This window comes from Herbiconiux liangxiaofengii, assembly GCF_041927335.1.
GTDB lineage: Bacteria > Actinomycetota > Actinomycetes > Actinomycetales > Microbacteriaceae > Herbiconiux > Herbiconiux liangxiaofengii.
On the sequence record NZ_JBHFHD010000009.1, the window covers coordinates 327,582 to 343,666 of the forward strand.

General features: G+C 68.2%; 19 protein-coding genes. 14 read left to right on the plus strand and 5 right to left on the minus strand.

Features of this window, described 5'->3' with window-relative positions; translation table 11 throughout:
- Positions 1-105: 105 nt before the first annotated feature.
- The 8 genes from ACEXOR_RS10335 (at position 106) to ACEXOR_RS10370 (ending at position 7,160) form a co-directional block, all read left to right on the plus strand.
- Positions 106-1,035 carry a heme o synthase gene (locus ACEXOR_RS10335; RefSeq protein WP_374849545.1) on the plus strand — a complete coding sequence of 310 codons (930 nt, stop codon included), beginning with the start codon at positions 106-108 and terminating at the stop codon, positions 1,033-1,035.
- A 10-nt stretch (positions 1,036-1,045) separates the two neighbouring features.
- Positions 1,046-2,011 carry a COX15/CtaA family protein gene (locus ACEXOR_RS10340; RefSeq protein WP_374849546.1) on the plus strand — a complete coding sequence of 322 codons (966 nt, stop codon included), beginning with the start codon at positions 1,046-1,048 and terminating at the stop codon, positions 2,009-2,011.
- Positions 2,012-2,126: 115 nt separating this feature from the next.
- Positions 2,127-3,545 carry a Fe-S cluster assembly protein SufB gene (gene sufB, locus ACEXOR_RS10345; protein ID WP_374849547.1) on the plus strand — a complete coding sequence of 473 codons (1,419 nt, stop codon included), beginning with the start codon at positions 2,127-2,129 and terminating at the stop codon, positions 3,543-3,545.
- 44 nt (positions 3,546-3,589) lie between these two features.
- Positions 3,590-4,750, plus strand: coding sequence for a Fe-S cluster assembly protein SufD (sufD, locus tag ACEXOR_RS10350; protein WP_374849548.1), 1,161 nt, complete (start codon positions 3,590-3,592; stop codon positions 4,748-4,750).
- Positions 4,747-5,076: a non-heme iron oxygenase ferredoxin subunit gene (locus tag ACEXOR_RS10355; RefSeq protein WP_374849549.1), complete on the plus strand. Its 330-nt coding sequence runs from the start codon at positions 4,747-4,749 to the stop codon at positions 5,074-5,076. The genes sufD and ACEXOR_RS10355 overlap by 4 nt, the downstream gene beginning before the upstream one ends.
- Position 5,077: 1 nt before the next feature.
- Positions 5,078-5,842 (plus strand): Fe-S cluster assembly ATPase SufC, encoded by a 765-nt coding sequence (gene sufC / locus ACEXOR_RS10360; protein WP_374849550.1) that lies wholly within the window; start codon positions 5,078-5,080, stop codon positions 5,840-5,842.
- A 4-nt stretch (positions 5,843-5,846) separates the two neighbouring features.
- Positions 5,847-6,176 carry a metal-sulfur cluster assembly factor gene (locus tag ACEXOR_RS10365; protein WP_374849551.1) on the plus strand — a complete coding sequence of 110 codons (330 nt, stop codon included), beginning with the start codon at positions 5,847-5,849 and terminating at the stop codon, positions 6,174-6,176.
- Between the two features lie 207 nt (positions 6,177-6,383).
- Positions 6,384-7,160, plus strand: coding sequence for an endonuclease domain-containing protein (locus ACEXOR_RS10370; RefSeq protein ID WP_374849552.1), 777 nt, complete (start codon positions 6,384-6,386; stop codon positions 7,158-7,160).
- Positions 7,161-7,202: 42 nt separating this feature from the next.
- On the opposite strand, the gene ACEXOR_RS10375 is transcribed toward ACEXOR_RS10370, so the two are convergent.
- Positions 7,203-7,808, minus strand: a complete 606-nt coding sequence (locus ACEXOR_RS10375; protein WP_374849553.1) for a biotin transporter BioY — start codon at positions 7,806-7,808, stop codon at positions 7,203-7,205.
- A gap of 69 nt (positions 7,809-7,877) precedes the next feature.
- Here ACEXOR_RS10375 and ACEXOR_RS10380 point away from each other — a divergent pair, with 69 nt between their 5' ends.
- Positions 7,878-9,476, plus strand: coding sequence for an ABC-F family ATP-binding cassette domain-containing protein (locus ACEXOR_RS10380; RefSeq protein ID WP_374849554.1), 1,599 nt, complete (start codon positions 7,878-7,880; stop codon positions 9,474-9,476).
- 34 nt (positions 9,477-9,510) lie between these two features.
- On the opposite strand, the gene ACEXOR_RS10385 is transcribed toward ACEXOR_RS10380, so the two are convergent.
- From ACEXOR_RS10385 to ACEXOR_RS10395, 3 genes are read right to left on the minus strand one after another with little or no spacing between them, the layout of a single operon-like run.
- The gene (locus ACEXOR_RS10385) at positions 9,511-10,350 is read right to left on the minus strand and encodes an SURF1 family cytochrome oxidase biogenesis protein (protein ID WP_374849555.1); all 840 of its coding nucleotides are present in this window, start codon (positions 10,348-10,350) and stop codon (positions 9,511-9,513) included.
- Complete coding sequence (locus tag ACEXOR_RS10390; protein ID WP_374849556.1) at positions 10,347-10,571, minus strand: hypothetical protein; 225 nt, start codon at positions 10,569-10,571, stop codon at positions 10,347-10,349. The genes ACEXOR_RS10385 and ACEXOR_RS10390 overlap by 4 nt, the downstream gene beginning before the upstream one ends.
- Positions 10,568-10,855 (minus strand): DUF3099 domain-containing protein, encoded by a 288-nt coding sequence (locus ACEXOR_RS10395; protein WP_374849557.1) that lies wholly within the window; start codon positions 10,853-10,855, stop codon positions 10,568-10,570. The genes ACEXOR_RS10390 and ACEXOR_RS10395 overlap by 4 nt, the downstream gene beginning before the upstream one ends.
- 35 nt (positions 10,856-10,890) lie before the next feature.
- Here ACEXOR_RS10395 and ACEXOR_RS10400 point away from each other — a divergent pair, with 35 nt between their 5' ends.
- Both ACEXOR_RS10400 and serB read left to right on the plus strand, forming a co-directional pair.
- Positions 10,891-11,625 (plus strand): beta-ketoacyl-ACP reductase, encoded by a 735-nt coding sequence (locus ACEXOR_RS10400; RefSeq protein ID WP_374849558.1) that lies wholly within the window; start codon positions 10,891-10,893, stop codon positions 11,623-11,625.
- Positions 11,626-11,627: 2 nt separating this feature from the next.
- Positions 11,628-12,266, plus strand: coding sequence for a phosphoserine phosphatase SerB (gene serB / locus ACEXOR_RS10405; RefSeq protein ID WP_374849559.1), 639 nt, complete (start codon positions 11,628-11,630; stop codon positions 12,264-12,266).
- Between the two features lie 79 nt (positions 12,267-12,345).
- On the opposite strand, the gene glgC is transcribed toward serB, so the two are convergent.
- Positions 12,346-13,590, minus strand: coding sequence for a glucose-1-phosphate adenylyltransferase (gene glgC / locus ACEXOR_RS10410; protein ID WP_374849560.1), 1,245 nt, complete (start codon positions 13,588-13,590; stop codon positions 12,346-12,348).
- Between the two features lie 49 nt (positions 13,591-13,639).
- On the opposite strand from glgC, the gene glgA reads away from it, so the two are divergent.
- The 3 genes from glgA (at position 13,640) to ACEXOR_RS10425 (ending at position 15,978) form a co-directional block, all read left to right on the plus strand.
- Positions 13,640-14,824: a glycogen synthase gene (gene glgA / locus ACEXOR_RS10415; RefSeq protein WP_374849561.1), complete on the plus strand. Its 1,185-nt coding sequence runs from the start codon at positions 13,640-13,642 to the stop codon at positions 14,822-14,824.
- A gap of 27 nt (positions 14,825-14,851) precedes the next feature.
- Positions 14,852-15,634, plus strand: coding sequence for an ABC transporter ATP-binding protein (locus ACEXOR_RS10420; protein ID WP_374849562.1), 783 nt, complete (start codon positions 14,852-14,854; stop codon positions 15,632-15,634).
- Between the two features lie 86 nt (positions 15,635-15,720).
- Entirely contained in the window at positions 15,721-15,978 is a 258-nt protein-coding gene (locus ACEXOR_RS10425; protein WP_374849563.1) for a type B 50S ribosomal protein L31, read from the plus strand.
- Positions 15,979-16,085 lie beyond the last annotated feature (107 nt).

A 16,085-nucleotide genomic window follows, 5' to 3' on the forward strand; every position in this document is an offset into this window, starting at 1 on the left:
CAGTTCCAGGCCCACGTCCTCCAATCATATCGACGCGGACGGGCGAGCCCGTTCGATCCAATAGACTTGGGGCCGGGGATGGCATCGGGTACGTAAAGAGGAGTAATGGACGTAGCGGTTGACGGCCTGGTGGCCGAGCGGCGCATCAGCCCGAAGGAGAAGGTCAAGGGCTACATCTCCTTGACCAAGCCCCGGGTGATGGAGCTGCTGCTCGTCACGACCTTCCCGGTGATGATCCTCGCGGAACGCGGCATCCCGGATCTCTGGCTCGTCTTCGCGACCCTGGTCGGCGGGGCGCTCTCCGCCGGCAGCGCCTCGGCGTTCAACTGCTACATCGATCGCGACATCGACCGCCTGATGAACCGCACCTCCAAGCGGCCCCTCGTCACCGGGGTGCTCTCCGATCGTGAGGCGCTGGTGTTCTCGTGGACCACGGGCGTCGTGGCCATCCTGTGGCTCGCGCTCACGACGAACCTGCTGGCTGCCGGGCTGGCCCTGGTCGCGATCCTCATCTACGTGCTCCTGTACACCCTGGTGCTCAAGCGCCGCACCCCGCAGAACATCGTCTGGGGCGGCACGGCCGGCTGCATGCCGGTGCTGATCGGCTGGGCGGCCGTGACGAACTCGCTGTCCTGGGAGGCGCTGATCCTCTTCGGCATCATCTTCCTCTGGACGCCGCCGCACTACTGGCCGCTGTCGATGAAGTACCGCGACGACTACAAGACGGCCGGGGTCCCGATGCTCGCCGTGGTTCGCGGCCGCGTGGTCGTGGGGCTGCAGATCGTGCTCTACGCCTGGGCGATGGTGGCGTGCTCGCTGCTGCTCATCCCCGTAGGCCACATGGGCCTGATCTACTCCGTCACGGCGATCGCCGCGGGGGCCTGGTTCCTCTACGAGTCGCACCGCCTGTACAGCCGCTCCATCCGCGACCTCACGATCAAGCCTATGCGCGTGTTTCACGGCTCGATCACGTACCTCACGCTGGTGTTCCTCGCGGTCGCGATCGACCCGCTGGTCACGATCTTCCCGCTGTAGGAGGCACGCCATGAAGACTCCTCTCGGCTGGCTGGCCGACCGCGTCACGCTCACTCCCCGCGCCCTGCGCTGGGGCACCACCGCGGCGCTCGTCGTCAGCATCCTGATCATCGTCACCGGCGGTGTCGTGCGCGTCACCGGGTCGGGGCTCGGCTGCCCCACCTGGCCCGCCTGCGACGACGGCTCGCTCACCACCACGCCCGAGCTCGGCATCCACGGCTTCATCGAGTTCGCGAACCGTGCCCTCACCGGCGTGCTCATCGCCGCCGTGGGCTGGGCCATCGTGGCCGCCCGGTTGCAGAAACCGCGCGTCCGCAGCATGACCCGCCTGGCCTGGTCGCAGTTCTGGCTGGTCGTGGCCAACGCCGTGGCCGGGGGAGTGACGGTGCTCACCGAATTGAACCCGTGGGTCGTGGCGATGCACTTCGTGATGGCGATCGCCCTGCTCACCACCACCACCCTCACCTGGCACCGGGCGCACCGAGGGCAGTCGCCCGAGGTGCTCATCCCCTCGTGGGTCGCCCGCCTGTCGTGGGTGCTCGTGCTCGTCACGGCGGTGCTCATCCTGGTGGGCACCCTGGTCACGGGCACCGGTCCGCACGCGGGCGACTCGGCCGATGTGCCCCGGATGGCGTTCGTGTGGGCCGAGGTCACCACGGTGCACGGCATCCTGGGAGCGGCGGTGCTCGTGCTCGGCGTCGTCCTGCTCGCGGCCGTCTCGCGCATCCCTGGTGCCGCCCTCGCCCGCCGTCGGGTGGTCACCTTCGTGGTGGTCGTCGTGCTGCAGGCCGTGCTCGGCCTCGCCCAGGCGCTGCTCGGCCTGCCGGAGTGGATGGTGGTGCTGCACCTGCTCGGCTCGGCCCTGGTGTGGGTGGGCGTGCTCCGGGTGATGCTGGATCTGCATCCTCAGCTCTGGGCCCCGGTGTCGGTCACGCCGTATACAATGAAATCCCAGGAAGCAGCGCTCAGCGCTTAGCCTCCACCCCGACACACAATCCGCCCTGAGTCCCGTCTCAACGGTCGTCTTCGATGTGACGATGGAATGTCGGAGACCTCTTCGAGGTTGTCAGCAGTAAGGAAGGGAGTCAGTCATGTCAGACGTACTCATCGACCGGCCAGAACTCGCGAACCTCGGAGTGTACGAGTTCGGATGGTCGGACTCGGACACGGCGGGCGCCTCGGCCAAACGCGGAATCAACGAGGCCGTCGTCGAGAACATCTCGGCGCTGAAGAACGAGCCAGAATGGATGCTGAAGACGCGCCTGAAGGCCCTTCAGATCTTCGGCCGCAAGCCCATGCCCACCTGGGGCGCCGACCTGTCGGGAATCGACTTCGACAACATCAAGTACTTCGTGCGCTCCACGGAGAAGCAGGCCCAGACCTGGGAAGACCTGCCCGACGACATCAAGAACACGTACGAGAAGCTCGGCATCCCCGAGGCCGAGCGTCAGCGCCTGGTCTCCGGCGTCGCCGCGCAGTACGAGTCCGAGGTGGTGTACCACACCATCCGCGAAGACCTCGAAGCCCAGGGCGTCATCTTCATGGACACGGACACGGCGCTGCGCGAGCACCCCGAGTTCTTCGACGAGTACTTCGGCACCGTCATCCCCTCCGGCGACAACAAGTTCGCCGCGCTGAACACGGCGGTGTGGTCGGGCGGCTCGTTCGTCTACGTACCCAAGGGCGTCCACGTCGAGATCCCGCTGCAGGCCTACTTCCGTATCAACACGGAGAACATGGGTCAGTTCGAGCGCACCCTGATCATCGCCGACGAGGGCAGCTACGTGCACTACATCGAGGGCTGCACGGCTCCCATCTACAAGAGCGACTCGTTGCACTCGGCCGTGGTGGAGATCGTCGTGAAGAAGAACGCACGCGTTCGCTACACGACCATCCAGAACTGGTCGAACAACGTCTACAACCTCGTCACCAAGCGGGCCATCGCCCACGAGGGCGCGACGATGGAGTGGGTCGACGGCAACATCGGCTCCAAGGTCACCATGAAGTACCCGTCGATCTACCTCGTCGGCGAGCACGCCAAGGGCGAGACCCTGTCGGTGGCCTTCGCCGGCCCCGGTCAGCATCAGGATGCGGGCGCCAAGATGGTGCACATGGCGCCGTACACGCAGTCGTCGATCGTGTCGAAGTCGATCGCCCGTGGCGGCGGCCGTGCCGGCTACCGCGGCGAGGTGCGCATCGCCGAGAACGCCCACCACTCCGCCAACACGGTGCGGTGTGACGCGCTGCTGGTCGACACCATCTCGCGGTCGGACACCTACCCGGCCATCGACATCCGGGTCGACGACGTGCAGCTCGGCCACGAGGCCACCGTCTCGAAGGTGTCGGAGGAACAGCTGTTCTACCTGATGTCGCGCGGCATGCCCGAAGACGAGGCGATGGCGATGATCGTGCGTGGCTTCATCGAGCCGATCGCCCGCGAGCTCCCCATGGAGTACGCCCTCGAGCTCAACAAGCTGATCGAGATGGGCATGGAGGGATCGGTCGGTTGACCGCTCCCGCTCCGCTCACTCCGCCGAAAGGACATGCAGGCTAGATGGCCATCGCTTCACCGTCGTTCGTTCCCGTTCAGACCCGATCGGAACGACCTTCGTCGACCGATGTCGCCGACTTCCCGGCGGTCACCGGGCTCGAGTTCGAGTGGAAATTCGCTCCTCTCGACCGCATTCGGCACCTCACCGAAGGGCCCGTCGACGGCGGCCCGGTGGCGTTCCAGTACTCCGAATCGGCCGGAACCTCGGTCGAGTGGATCGACCGGAGTTCGCCGCTGATCGGACGAGCGGGGGCGCCCGAGGACCGCGCATCCGCTCTCGCCTGGTCGAGCGTTGAGAAGGTTCTGCACATCCTCGTCTCGGGCGAGGACTCGGCGGAGCTCGTGGTGAAACGCGATCGTTTCGACACCGCTCCCCGAGCGGCCCAGATCGTGATCGAGGCCGCCCCGAACAGCCGCGGTACCGTCATCCTGGAGCACAGCGGCGACGCGAACCTCACCGAGAACGTCGAGATCGTGGTGGGAGACGGTGCCCAGCTCACCGTCGTGACCGTGCAGGAGTGGGCCGACACGGCCGTGCACCTGTCGAGCCACTTCGCCACCATCGGCCGCGATGCCAACCTGCGCCACGTGGTGGTGTCGCTCGGCGGTTCCGTCGTGCGGGTGAACCCCTCGTTCCACCTCGCCGGCACCGGTTCGTCGACCGACTCGCTCGGGCTGTATTTCGCCGACGCCGGTCAGTACCTCGAGCAGCGGCCCTACATCGACCACCAGGCCGCCAACACGCGGAGCCGCGTGAACTACAAGGGTGCGCTGCAGGGCGCGAAGGCGCACACGGTGTGGGTGGGCGACGTGCTCATCGGCCCGCACGCCGACGGCACCGACAGCTACGAGCAGAACCGTAACCTGGTGCTGAGCGACGGCACGCGGGCCGACAGCATCCCGAACCTCGAGATCGAGACCGGCAACATCGTCGGTGCGGGGCATGCCTCGTCGACCGGGCGGTTCGACGACGAGCAGTTGTTCTACCTGCAGTCGCGCGGCATCTCCGAGGAGGAGGCCCGCCGCCTGGTGGTTCGCGGGTTCCTCGCGGAGATCATCACCCAGATCGGTTCGCCCGCTCTCGAAGAGCGGCTCTCCGCCGCCGTCGAGGCCGAGCTCGTGCAGGCCGAGGTCGTTCGCGCCGCCGCCGGAGCCCACGCATGAGCGCCGAGAAGGTCTGTGCGCTCGACGAGGTTCCGGTGAACCAGGCGATCCGCGTGGTCGTGGGGGGCGTGGCGATCGCCCTGGTGAAGGACTCGGCGGGGGAGTGCCACGCCATCGGCGACACCTGCACCCACGGTGACATCTCGCTGGCCGAGGGATTCGTCGAGGACGACACCCTCGAGTGCTGGGCCCACGGCTCCAAGTTCTCGCTCGAGACCGGGAAGCCGTTGACGCTTCCGGCCTACGAGCCCGTTCCCGTCTTCGCGATCGAGGTCGTCGACGGGGACATCTACATCGACCCAACCGTGACGAAAGTGATTGAGTAGCATGTCGGTTCTGAAGATCGAAGACCTCCAGGTGAGCGTCGACACCGAGCAGGGGACCAAGCAGATCCTCCGCGGCGTCGACCTCACCATCGGCGAGGGCGAGACGCACGCGATCATGGGCCCCAACGGGTCGGGCAAGTCGACGCTCGCCTATGCGATCGCCGGGCACCCCAAGTACCATGTGGAGGGCGGCTCGGTCACCCTCGACGGCGTGGAGCTGCTCGACAAGTCGGTCGACGAGCGCGCGCGGATGGGACTGTTCCTGGCGATGCAGTACCCCGTCGAGATCCCCGGGGTCTCGAACGCCAACTTCCTCCGCACGGCGAAGACCGCGATCGACGGAGCGGCCCCGCCCATCCGCGGCTGGCTCAAAGAGGTCGACGCCGCGATGACCGACCTCCGCATGGACCGCTCGTTCCGCGAGCGCAACGTGAACGAGGGCTTCTCGGGCGGCGAGAAGAAGCGCAACGAGATCCTGCAGCTCGAGCTGCTCAAGCCCAAGTTCGCGGTGCTCGACGAAACCGACTCCGGTCTCGACGTCGACGCCCTGAAGATCGTCTCCGAAGGTGTCAACCGGGTCAAGGAGAAGACGGGCGCGGGCATCCTGTTGATCACGCACTACAACCGCATCCTGCGCTATGTGAAGCCCGACTTCGTGCACGTGTTCGTGGCCGGCCGTGTGGCCGAGCAGGGCGGCCCCGAGCTTGCCGTGCAGCTCGAGAACGAGGGCTACGATCGCTTTCTCCAGGGCACGAACGTAGGCTGAGAACATGGTCACCACATTGGAACCGAAGCTCTTCGACCAGGTCGAAGAAGCTCTCAAAGACGTGATGGACCCTGAGCTCGGCGTCAACATCGTCGACCTCGGCCTCATCTACGACCTCGGCTGGGACGACGACCAGAACGCCCTCGTCATCTCGATGACGCTCACGAGTGCCGGCTGCCCGCTCACCGACGTGCTCGAGGAGCAGACGGCCGAGGCGCTCGACGGCGTGGTCGAGCAGTTCCGCATCAACTGGGTGTGGATGCCGCCGTGGGGCCCCGACAAGATCACCGACGACGGCCGCGACATGATGCGCGCCCTCGGCTTCTCCATCTGACCCGCCACGCGCGGTTCGCGCACGGATGACGGCCGCCGACCCTTTCAGGGGGTCGGCGGCCGTTTCACGTGCGCGAGTCCACTCCTCCACCGACCGGGTCGGCACGCCACCCTGCACAGATCGGGCCGCCGCCCACCGCCGGAGGACCGACCGCGCGAGTCTGGGCTCGTGCAGACGATCGGGCAGGCTGTAGGCGACTCCGGGGGAGTGGCACGCGTCTTCGACCTCGTGGCGCTGGGGTTCCGGATGCAGGCAGTCGACCGTCTGGTCGCGCGTGGCGAGCTGTGTCGCCTTCGACGCGGCTGGGTCTCGCTTCCCGGCGCATCCGGTGCCGCAGTGAACGCGGTGGCGCTCGGCGGAGTCGTGACATGCCTGTCGGTTCTGCGCCCGTTGGGTGTCTTCGGGAGCGTGCTGCCCGCGTCGGGCGCAGTCGACTCGGTCGAGTCGGCGCTCGTGCATTCCACCCTCTGTCAGACGCGGTCGACCGCCATCGCGACCCTCGACTCCGCCCTGCATCTTCGTCTGATCTCCCGGAGGAGGCTGCTGGTTCTGCTGGATCAGCTGCCCGGCCGCTACCGCGAGTACGGCCCGTTCGTCGACGGCGCCGCCGAGTCGGGGTTGGAGTCGCTCGTGCGTCTCGGGCTCCGCTCGGTCGGGATCGCCTTCCGGCTCCAGGTGCGTATCGACGGGGTGGGGCGGGTGGACATCCTGGTGGGCGAGCGGCTCGTCATCGAGGTCGACGGAAGCGCGTGGCACTCGGGCCACGAGGCATTCGCTGCCGACCGCCGACGCGACCTCGAGCTCGCGCGTCTCGGTTACCTCGTCGTGCGGCTGAGCTATTCGCAGGTGGGGCACGACTGGACGGCGACCCTCGACGTCGTCCGCGGCATCGTCGCCCGCGGCGAGCACCGGTGGGCTGCGCGGCATCGGGTGGCGAGGCGGGCCGAGACGCTGCCGCACGAGAAACGGCCGCCGACCCCGTGAAAAGGTCGGCGGCCGCGAGACGTGCGCGAAGCAGGAGGTGGGCTACTTCGGGAGGCGGTCGGTGAGCTTCCAGGCGGCCGGGATGATGCCGGCGGCGAGCAGCGTCTTCACGATGCCACCGACGATGAAGGGGTAGAGGCCGGCCTGCAGGGTCTGCTCGAGGTTCAGGCCGAGCGAGGCGGCGAGCCAGGGCAGGCCGATCGCGAAGGTGACGAGGGTGCCGGTGGCGAACGCCGCGAGGGCGCCGAGCACCTTGCGATCCCAGCTGCGCTGCGCCATCCAGCCGGTGAGGCCGGCGGCCACGATGAAGCCGATGATGTAGCCGCCCGTCGGGCCCGCCACGACCTGCCACCCCGAGGTGGCCTCACTGAACCACGGCACGCCCACGACGCCGAGCACGGCGTAAAGCGTGAGCGAGAGCACGCCGCGGAGAGCGCCGAGGGTCGAACCGACCAGGAGCACGGCGAGGGTCTGGCCCGTGATGGGCACCGGCCACAGCGGAACGGCGATCTGGGCGAGCAGCCCCGTGAAGGCGGCGCCGCCCGCGACGAGCATCACGTCGGTGAGGACGCTGCGGCTGATCAGCCGGTCGGCCAGCGTCGCGCGGCCGAGGGAGAAGCGGCCATCGGCCGCAGTGAGGGAGGACATGGAAATATACTAGAGAGATTCCCCCTCCCCCCGCGTTGTGGCGACGCAACGAAAGAATTGGATATCTCTGTGCTCAGCGTTACTGACCTCGCGATCCGCGTCGGGGCACGAACCCTCATGGAGGACGTGTCTTTCCGAGTCGGCTCCGGCGACAAGGTCGGGCTGGTGGGCCGCAACGGAGCGGGCAAGACCACTCTGACGAAGGTGCTCGCAGGCGACCTGCAGCCCGCGGCCGGAGCCGTGCAGCGCTCCGGAGAACTCGGCTACCTGCCGCAGGACCCGCGCTCGGGTGATCCGGAGGAGCTCGCGCGCACGCGCATCCTGAACGCCCGCGGACTGGGTTCGCTGCTGGAGGGCATGACCGAGTCGTCGATGGCCATGGCGAGCGACGACCCGAAGATCAGTGCAGCCGCCATGAAGAAGTACGGCAACCTCACCGAGCGCTTCGACGCCCTCGGGGGGTACGCCGCCGAGGCGGAGGCCGCGTCGATCGCGAGCAACCTCAGCCTTCCCGATCGCATCCTCGACCAGCCGCTGAAGACGCTCTCGGGCGGCCAGCGGCGCCGTATCGAACTGGCGCGCATCCTGTTCTCCGACGCGGAGACGCTCATCCTCGACGAGCCCACCAACCACCTCGACGCCGACTCGGTGGTGTGGCTGCGGGAGTTCTTGAAGAACTACACCGGCGGCTTCATCGTGATCAGCCACGACATCGAGCTCGTGGGCGAGACGGTCAACCGCGTGTTCTACCTCGACGGCAACCGTCAGGTGATCGACGTGTACAACATGAACTGGCGCAACTACCTCAAGCAGCGTGCCGCCGATGAGGAGCGCCGCAAGAAGGAGCGCGTCAACGTCGAGAAGAAGGCCGGTCAGCTGCAGATGCAGGCCGCCCGCTTCGGCGCGAAGGCCTCCAAGGCCGCCGCCGCCCACCAGATGGTGGCTCGCGCCGAGAAGATGCTGTCCGGACTCGAGGAGGTCCGCGAGGCGGATCGCGTGGCCAAGCTGCGCTTCCCGACCCCGGCACCCTGCGGTCGCACCCCGTTGATGGCGTCGAACCTGTCGAAGAGCTACGGTTCGCTGGAGATCTTCACGGCCGTCGACCTCGCGATCGACCGCGGCTCGAAGGTGGTCATCCTCGGGCTGAACGGTGCGGGCAAGACGACGCTGCTGCGCATCCTGGGTGGGGCGGACAAGCCCGACACCGGGCGCATCGAACCCGGCCACGGCCTGCGCGTGGGCTATTACGCCCAGGAGCACGAGACCATCGACGTGAACCGCACGGTGCTGCAGAACATGGTGTCGGCCTCACCGAACCTCACCGAGACCGAGGCCCGCCGCGTGCTGGGCTCGTTCCTGTTCACCGGGGACGACGGCCACAAGCCCGCCGGCGTGCTCTCCGGTGGCGAGAAGACGCGTCTGGCGCTGGCCATGATCGTGGTGAGCGGCGCGAACGTGCTGCTGCTGGATGAGCCCACCAACAACCTCGACCCGGCCAGCCGCGAAGAGATCCTGGATGCACTCGCCCACTACGAAGGTGCGGTCGTGCTGGTGAGTCACGACGAGGGGGCCGTCGAGGCCCTCAACCCCGAACGGGTGCTCATTCTGCCCGACGGGGTGGAAGACCACTGGAACAAGGACTACGCCGACCTGATCTCGCTGGCCTGATCGGGTCGGGCCGATCAGCCCCAGACGCAGAGGCTCAGCGCGAGCTGTCGAGGATCTCGTCCTCGACGTCGGCGTCGCTCTTGCGCGCAGCCCGGCGCCGCTCCCGCTCGGCGGCGCGCTCCTGCTCCTCGGGGTCGTCCTCGTTGATGCGGCGGAACTCCTGGCGCACGATGTAGCCGAGCCCCACGAAGCCCAGCAGGCCGAAGCAGAACCACTGGAACGTGTACGACAGGTGCGCCCCCTCGTCGGGCGTGGGTTTGGGCAGAGCGGTGGGCCGCTCGGCAGGGGCCGGGGTCTCGCTCGCCATCAGTCCGTAGGCGGCGGTGTAGGTGGGCTGCCCGACCTGTTCGGCGATGCGCGGGAGCTCGATGGTGGCGATCTGGCCCGCCACGGCTCCGCGCCCGGCGAGCTCGGGCTCTCCGGCCTTCAACCGAGCGACGACCGTGACGGTGCCGGTGGGGGCGGCGGGGATGGTGTCTGGCACGTCTTCGGTCTGCCCCGTGGGCAGCCAGCCCCGGTCGACGATGAACACGTCGCCGTTGGCCAGGCGGAGCGGCACGAGCACGTCGAAGCCCACGTCGCCGCCCAGCGGGCGGTTGCGCACGAGCAGTTGGTCGTCGACGAGGTACTCGCCCGTCATCGTGACGGTGAGCCACTCCTGCGACTCGTCGTAGGAGTCGAGCGTCGGCAGCACCTCGCCGAGCGGCGTGGGGGAGGCGTCGTAGTTCATCTCGACGCGGTTGATCTCGGCGACGGCCTCGTCTCGGCGCGCCAGCTGCCACATCGCCAGCAGCACGCACACCAGCGCGAACACCACGGTGAGCGCGAGGTACCCGGCCCAGCGGCGGGAGAGCAGAAACCGCCAGCCGGTCATGCGGACGGGACTCCACTCATCCGGTGCACCTCGAGCGGGAAATCCCGCGAGGCGAGGAAGCCGCGCAGGAACTCGACGTGCTCGTCGCAGGCGAGCCACACCTTGCGGCGCTCATCCGTGTGGATGCGCGGATTGCGCCACTCGATGCGGTGCTCGGCGTGCGTGCGGCACCCCGCCCGCGAGCACTCTTCTGCGGCGGGCTCGAGCCCGAGCGAGATCACCGCGAGGGCCCGTCGCCGGGCATCGGACGGTAGACCTCGATGGCCGTGGGCGCCTCGTGCGGCTTCACCGACGACGTGCCCACGTTGCCCAGCACGACGGCGAAGTACGGCAACAGGATGGCACCGGCCGCGCAGATGGCCAACCACCAGCCGTGCACGAACAGCATCAGCACCAGGCACACGATGCGGATCGACATCGTGATCAGGTATTTGATCATGCGAGCGTGCCGCTCGGCGTCGGGCGACGGCGGCAGGCTCGTGAGGGAGGGCTGGGTGCTCTTCATGGTCTCCTCAACCCTACGCTTCTCCGGCTGCTTCTATGCTGGTATCCGTGACTACAGCCACCACCCCCCGAACCGTGCTCATCACCGGCGGAAACCGCGGAATCGGTTACGCCATCGCCGAGGAGTTCGTGGCCCAGGGCCACCGCGTCGCCGTGACCGCGCGCTCGGGGGAGGGCGGCCCCGCCGGAGCCCTCACCGTGAAGGGCGACGTCACCGACGCGGCCTCCGTCGACGCGGCCTTCACCGAGGTCGAGAGCAGGCTCGGCCCGGTCGAGGTCGTGGTGGCGAACGCCGGCATCACGCGCGACATGCTGCTGATGCGCATGAGCGAGACCGACTTCACCGACGTGATCGACACCAACCTCACGGGCGCCTTCCGCGTCGTGAAGCGCGCGTCGAAGGCCATGCTCAAGGCCCGCTTCGGTCGCATCGTGCTGATCTCGAGCGTCGTGGGACTCTACGGCGGCCCCGGCCAGGCCAACTACAGCGCCTCGAAGGCCGCCCTGGTGGGCTTCGCCCGCTCGATCTCGCGCGAGCTCGGCGCCCGCGGCATCACCGCCAACGTGGTGGCCCCCGGCTTCATCGAGACCGACATGACCGCCGAGCTGCCCGAGGCGCAGCAGGCCGAGTACAAGAAGAGCATCCCGGCGGGCCGCTACGGCTCGGCCGCCGAGGTGGCCAAGGTCGTCGCCTGGCTCTCCTCCGACGACGCCGCCTACATCACCGGCGCAGTCGTTCCGGTCGACGGCGGCCTCGGCATGGGCCACTGACGATGGCGCCGCTGCTCGTCGTTCTCGACGTCGATTCGACCCTGATCGAGAACGAGGTGATCGAGCTGCTCGCCGACTGTGCCGGCCGCCACGCCGAAGTGGCCGCCATCACCGAGCGCGCCATGCTCGGTGAGCTCGACTTCGCCACCAGCCTGCGTGCCCGGGTGGCTGCGCTCGAGGGACTGAGCACGGAGAGCTACCGCGAGGTGGGGGAGCAGATCCGGGTGACCGCCGGGGTGCCGCAGATGATCGCGGGCATCCACGAGCGCGACGGATTCGTGGGGGTGGTCTCGGGCGGGTTCCACGAGATCCTCGATCCGCTGGCCGAGGAGCTGGGCCTGGACCACTGGCGAGCCAACCGGCTCGGCTCGGCCGACGGCCGGCTCACCGGCGCCGTGAGCGGGCCCATCGTCGATCCGCAGAGCAAGGCGGATGCGCTGATCGAGTGGGCGCAACGGCGCGGCATCCCGCTCAGCAGCACCGTGGCTGTCGGAGACGGCGCCAACGACCTCCGCATGATGGAGGTCGCCGCGCTGTCGGTGGCGTTCGACGCCAAACCGATCGTGCGGGCCAAGGCCGACGTGGTGATGGACGTGCGCGACCTCTCGCAGCTGCTGCCGCTGGTGGGCTTCCGCGGCTGACGGCCGGGGCGCATCCGGCGCCCGGCCGGGCAGACCCGAGTGGGCAGAGCGTACCGGGCAGACCGGATGCGCCGCGCGGCTACGGCAGGACGTGCACGCCCTTGCCCACCACGGTGATGCCCGAATCGGTGACCGTGAAGCCCCGCTCGCGATCCCGGTCGGCGTCGACACCCACCTGCGCACCGGCGGCCACGACCACGTTCTTGTCGAGGATGGCGCGCCGAACCACGGCGTCGGGCTCGATGTGCACCCGGTCGAACAGCACCGACTGCTGCACGAGGGCACCGGAGTCGACCCGGCTCCACGGACCCACCACGCTGCCCTCGACGCGGGCGCCGGAGATGAGGCAGCCGAGCGAGACGATCGATTCGACCGTGACCCCCGGGTTGCCCTTGCTGTCGCGCACGAACTTCGCCGGCGGGGAGTTGAGCTGCTGGGTGAAGATGGGCCAGCGCTCGTTGTAGAGGTTGAACACCGGCAAGGCCGAGATGAGGTCTTGGTGGGCGTCGTAGAAGGAGTCGATGGTTCCCACGTCGCGCCAGTAGTACCGGTCGCGGTCGGTGGAGCCCGGCACCTCGTTGCGGTTCAGGTCGTACACGGCCGCGTCGCCGCGGGCCACGAAGTCGGGGATGATGTCGCCACCCATGTCGTGGCTCGACTCCGGGCGCTCACCGTCGCGGATGACCGCGTCGATCAGCTGGTCGGTGTTGAAGATGTAGTTGCCCATGGAGGCGAGCACCTCGTGCGGGGCGTCGTCGAGCCCCACCGGGTTCTTCGGCTTCTCGAGGAACTCGGCGATGCGCAGCGGGTTCGCCGGGTCGGTCTGGATGACGCCGAACTGGTCGGCGAGCTCGATCGGCTGACGGATGGCGGCGACCGTGGCCCCCGCACCCGACTCGATGTGGGCCTGGATCATCTGGCCGAAGTCCATCCGGTAGACGTGGTCGGCGCCCACCACGACGACGATGTCGGGCTTCTCGTCGCGGATGAGGTTGAGCGACTGCAGGATGGCGTCGGCCGAGCCGCTGAACCAGCGCTTGCCGAGGCGCTGCTGCGCCGGCACCGACGCGATGTAGGAGTTGAGCAGTCCGTCGAGATGCCAGGTCTGCGACACGTGGCGGTCGAGCGAATGCGACTTGTACTGCGTCAGCACCACGATCTGCCGGAGCCCCGAATTGACGAGGTTCGACAGGGCGAAGTCGATGAGACGGTACCCGCCGCCGAACGGCACGCCCGGCTTGGCACGGTCGGCCGTGAGGGGCATGAGTCGCTTGCCCTCGCCTCCGGCGAGGACGATGCCGAAGATCTTCTTTGATGCAGCCATAGCCCAAACCCTACTGAGGTTTCGGCCGTGGTCGTACTACGGTTCGACTATGCGAGTCGACGTGATCACCCGAGAGTATCCGCCCGAGGTCTACGGAGGAGCGGGGGTGCATGTCGCCGAGCTGGTGAAGAGCCTGCGGGCTCATCTCGACGTGGCCGTGCGCTGTTTCGGCGCCCCCCGCGACGAGCCCGGGGTGTACGCCTACCGGGTTCCCGAGGAGCTCCAGGGCGCCAATCCGTCCCTCACCACCCTCGGCGTCGACCTGCAGATCGCCGAGGCTGTGGCGGGCACCTCGCTCGTGCACTCGCACACCTGGTACGCCAATGCCGCCGGCCGGCTGGCGGCATTGCTGCACGACGTGCCGCACGTGGTCTCGGCGCACTCGCTCGAGCCGCTGCGCCCCTGGAAGGCCGAGCAGCTGGGCGGCGGCTACCGCATCTCGTCGCTGATCGAGAAGGATGCGTTCGAGTCGGCGGATGCGGTGATCGCCGTCTCGAACGGCATGCGTCGCGACATCCTGCGCTCGTATCCCGCGCTCGACGAGTCGAAGGTGACCACGGTCTACAACGGCATCGACCTCGAGCGCTGGAAGCCCCACCACGACGACGCGGTGCTGGCCGAGCACGGCATCGACCCCGACCGCCCCACGGTGGTGTTCGTGGGTCGCATCACCCGCCAGAAGGGCCTGCCCTACCTGCTGCGCGCGATCGCCCTGCTGCCCCCCGAGGTGCAGGTGGTGCTCTGCGCCGGCGCACCCGACACGCCCGCCATCCTGGAGGAGGTGTCCAGCGCCGTGCGGCTGCTGCAGGAGACCCGCTCGGGCATCGTCTGGATCGACGCCATCCTGCCGCAGCCGTCGCTCACCGCGGTGCTCACGGCCGCCACGGTGTTCGTGTGCCCGTCGGTGTACGAGCCCCTCGGCATCGTGAACCTCGAGGCCATGGCCTGCGGGCTGCCCGTGGTGGGCACCGCCACCGGCGGCATCCCGGAGGTCGTCGACGACGGCGTGACCGGTCTGCTGGTGCCGATCGACCAGGCGCAGGACGGCACGGGAACCCCCACCGACCCCGACCGGTTCGTGGCCGACCTCGCCAGGGCGCTCACCGAGGTCGTGTCGGACCCGGCTCGAGCGAAGGCCATGGGCGAGGCCGGCCGGGCGCGCGCCGAGGCCGAGTTCAGCTGGGGTGCGATCGCCGCCCAGACGGCCGACATCTACCGGTCGTTGGTCAACTAGTCCGCCTCGGGTGGTTAGGCTTGGGGCATGCCCAATGTGCTCGATTTCGACGACGTTTCAGTGGTCCGCGACGGCAATCCCATCCTCAGCGGAGTGAACTGGAAAGTCGACGGCGATCAGCGTTGGGTGGTGCTCGGGCCCAACGGTGCGGGCAAGACCACGCTGCTCCAGATCGCGGCCGCGATGAACCATCCCTCGGGCGGAACCGTGCAGGTTCTGGATGGCAAGCTCGGCGAAGTCGACCTGTTCGAACTCCGCCCGCGGGTGGGTTTCGCGTCGAGCGCGATGGCCCGTCGTTTTCCGGCCAACGAGACCGTGCTGAACGTGGTGCTCACCGCCGCCTACTCGGTGACGGGCCGCTGGAACGAGTCGTACGAAGACATCGATCTGCGTCGCGCCCAGCGCGTGCTGAACGAGTGGAAGCTCGACCACCTCTCCGAGCGCCTGTTCGGCTCGCTCAGCGACGGCGAGCAGAAGCGCGTGCAGATCGCCCGTTCGGTGATGACCGACCCCGAGCTGCTGCTGCTGGACGAACCGGCCGCCAGCCTCGACCTCGGCGCCCGCGAAGAGCTGCTGCAGCTCCTCGGCGGCTATGCCTCGGCTCCTGAGGCGCCGGCCATCGTGATGGTCACCCACCACGTCGAGGAGATCCCGCGCGGGTTCACCCACGCGCTGCTGCTGAACCGCGACGGCATCGTCGCCGCGGGCAGCCTCGCCGACGTGCTCACGGGTGAGAACCTCGAGACGGCCTTCGGGCTGCCGATCGAGCTGACCGAGACCGACGGGCGTTTCAGCGCTCGCGCGGCCTGAGTCATCTGCTAAACTGTCTAGCTGGCCCCCGGGCCTATGACTTCACCGCCCCGCTGTACATCTCCGCTGTCGACCAAGGACTCACAATGAAGACTGACACCCACCCCACGTACGAAGCAGTGGTCTTCCGCGACCTCGCCTCCGGCGCCACCTTCCTCACCCGTTCGACCGTGTCGTCGTCGAAGACGATCGAGTGGGAAGACGGCAACACCTACCCGGTGATCGACGTCGAGATCTCGTCGGAGTCGCACCCGTTCTACACGGGCAAGCAGCGCATCCTCGACTCGGCCGGTCGCGTCGAGAAGTTCAACAACCGCTACAAGGGTTTCGGTGGCGGCAAGTAGTCGTCACCAGCTCACTCGAAAGAACCCCGTCGACTTCGGTCGGCGGGGTTCTTTCGTGTGAGGCGCGCCACGCTCCCGCGTGGACGGGTGGGCGGATGCCCGGGCCG

Excerpts from the sequence above, each read along its gene's own strand:
- glgC (WP_374849560.1), bottom strand. The coding sequence starts at position 13,590 with ATGGCTGCATCAAAGAAGATCTTCGGCATCGTCCTCGCCGGAGGCGAG.
- ACEXOR_RS10400 (WP_374849558.1), top strand. The coding sequence starts at position 10,891 with ATGCTGGTATCCGTGACTACAGCCACCACCCCCCGAACCGTGCTCATC.
- sufB (WP_374849547.1), top strand. The coding sequence starts at position 2,127 with ATGTCAGACGTACTCATCGACCGGCCAGAACTCGCGAACCTCGGAGTG.
- serB (WP_374849559.1), top strand. The coding sequence starts at position 11,628 with ATGGCGCCGCTGCTCGTCGTTCTCGACGTCGATTCGACCCTGATCGAG.
- ACEXOR_RS10365 (WP_374849551.1), top strand. The coding sequence starts at position 5,847 with ATGGTCACCACATTGGAACCGAAGCTCTTCGACCAGGTCGAAGAAGCT.
- ACEXOR_RS10335 (WP_374849545.1), top strand. The coding sequence starts at position 106 with ATGGACGTAGCGGTTGACGGCCTGGTGGCCGAGCGGCGCATCAGCCCG.
- sufC (WP_374849550.1), top strand. The coding sequence starts at position 5,078 with ATGTCGGTTCTGAAGATCGAAGACCTCCAGGTGAGCGTCGACACCGAG.
- ACEXOR_RS10340 (WP_374849546.1), top strand. The coding sequence starts at position 1,046 with ATGAAGACTCCTCTCGGCTGGCTGGCCGACCGCGTCACGCTCACTCCC.
- ACEXOR_RS10395 (WP_374849557.1), bottom strand. The coding sequence starts at position 10,855 with ATGAAGAGCACCCAGCCCTCCCTCACGAGCCTGCCGCCGTCGCCCGAC.
- ACEXOR_RS10420 (WP_374849562.1), top strand. The coding sequence starts at position 14,852 with ATGCCCAATGTGCTCGATTTCGACGACGTTTCAGTGGTCCGCGACGGC.
- sufD (WP_374849548.1), top strand. The coding sequence starts at position 3,590 with ATGGCCATCGCTTCACCGTCGTTCGTTCCCGTTCAGACCCGATCGGAA.
- ACEXOR_RS10425 (WP_374849563.1), top strand. The coding sequence starts at position 15,721 with ATGAAGACTGACACCCACCCCACGTACGAAGCAGTGGTCTTCCGCGAC.
- glgA (WP_374849561.1), top strand. The coding sequence starts at position 13,640 with ATGCGAGTCGACGTGATCACCCGAGAGTATCCGCCCGAGGTCTACGGA.
- ACEXOR_RS10375 (WP_374849553.1), bottom strand. The coding sequence starts at position 7,808 with ATGTCCTCCCTCACTGCGGCCGATGGCCGCTTCTCCCTCGGCCGCGCG.
- ACEXOR_RS10355 (WP_374849549.1), top strand. The coding sequence starts at position 4,747 with ATGAGCGCCGAGAAGGTCTGTGCGCTCGACGAGGTTCCGGTGAACCAG.
- ACEXOR_RS10385 (WP_374849555.1), bottom strand. The coding sequence starts at position 10,350 with ATGACCGGCTGGCGGTTTCTGCTCTCCCGCCGCTGGGCCGGGTACCTC.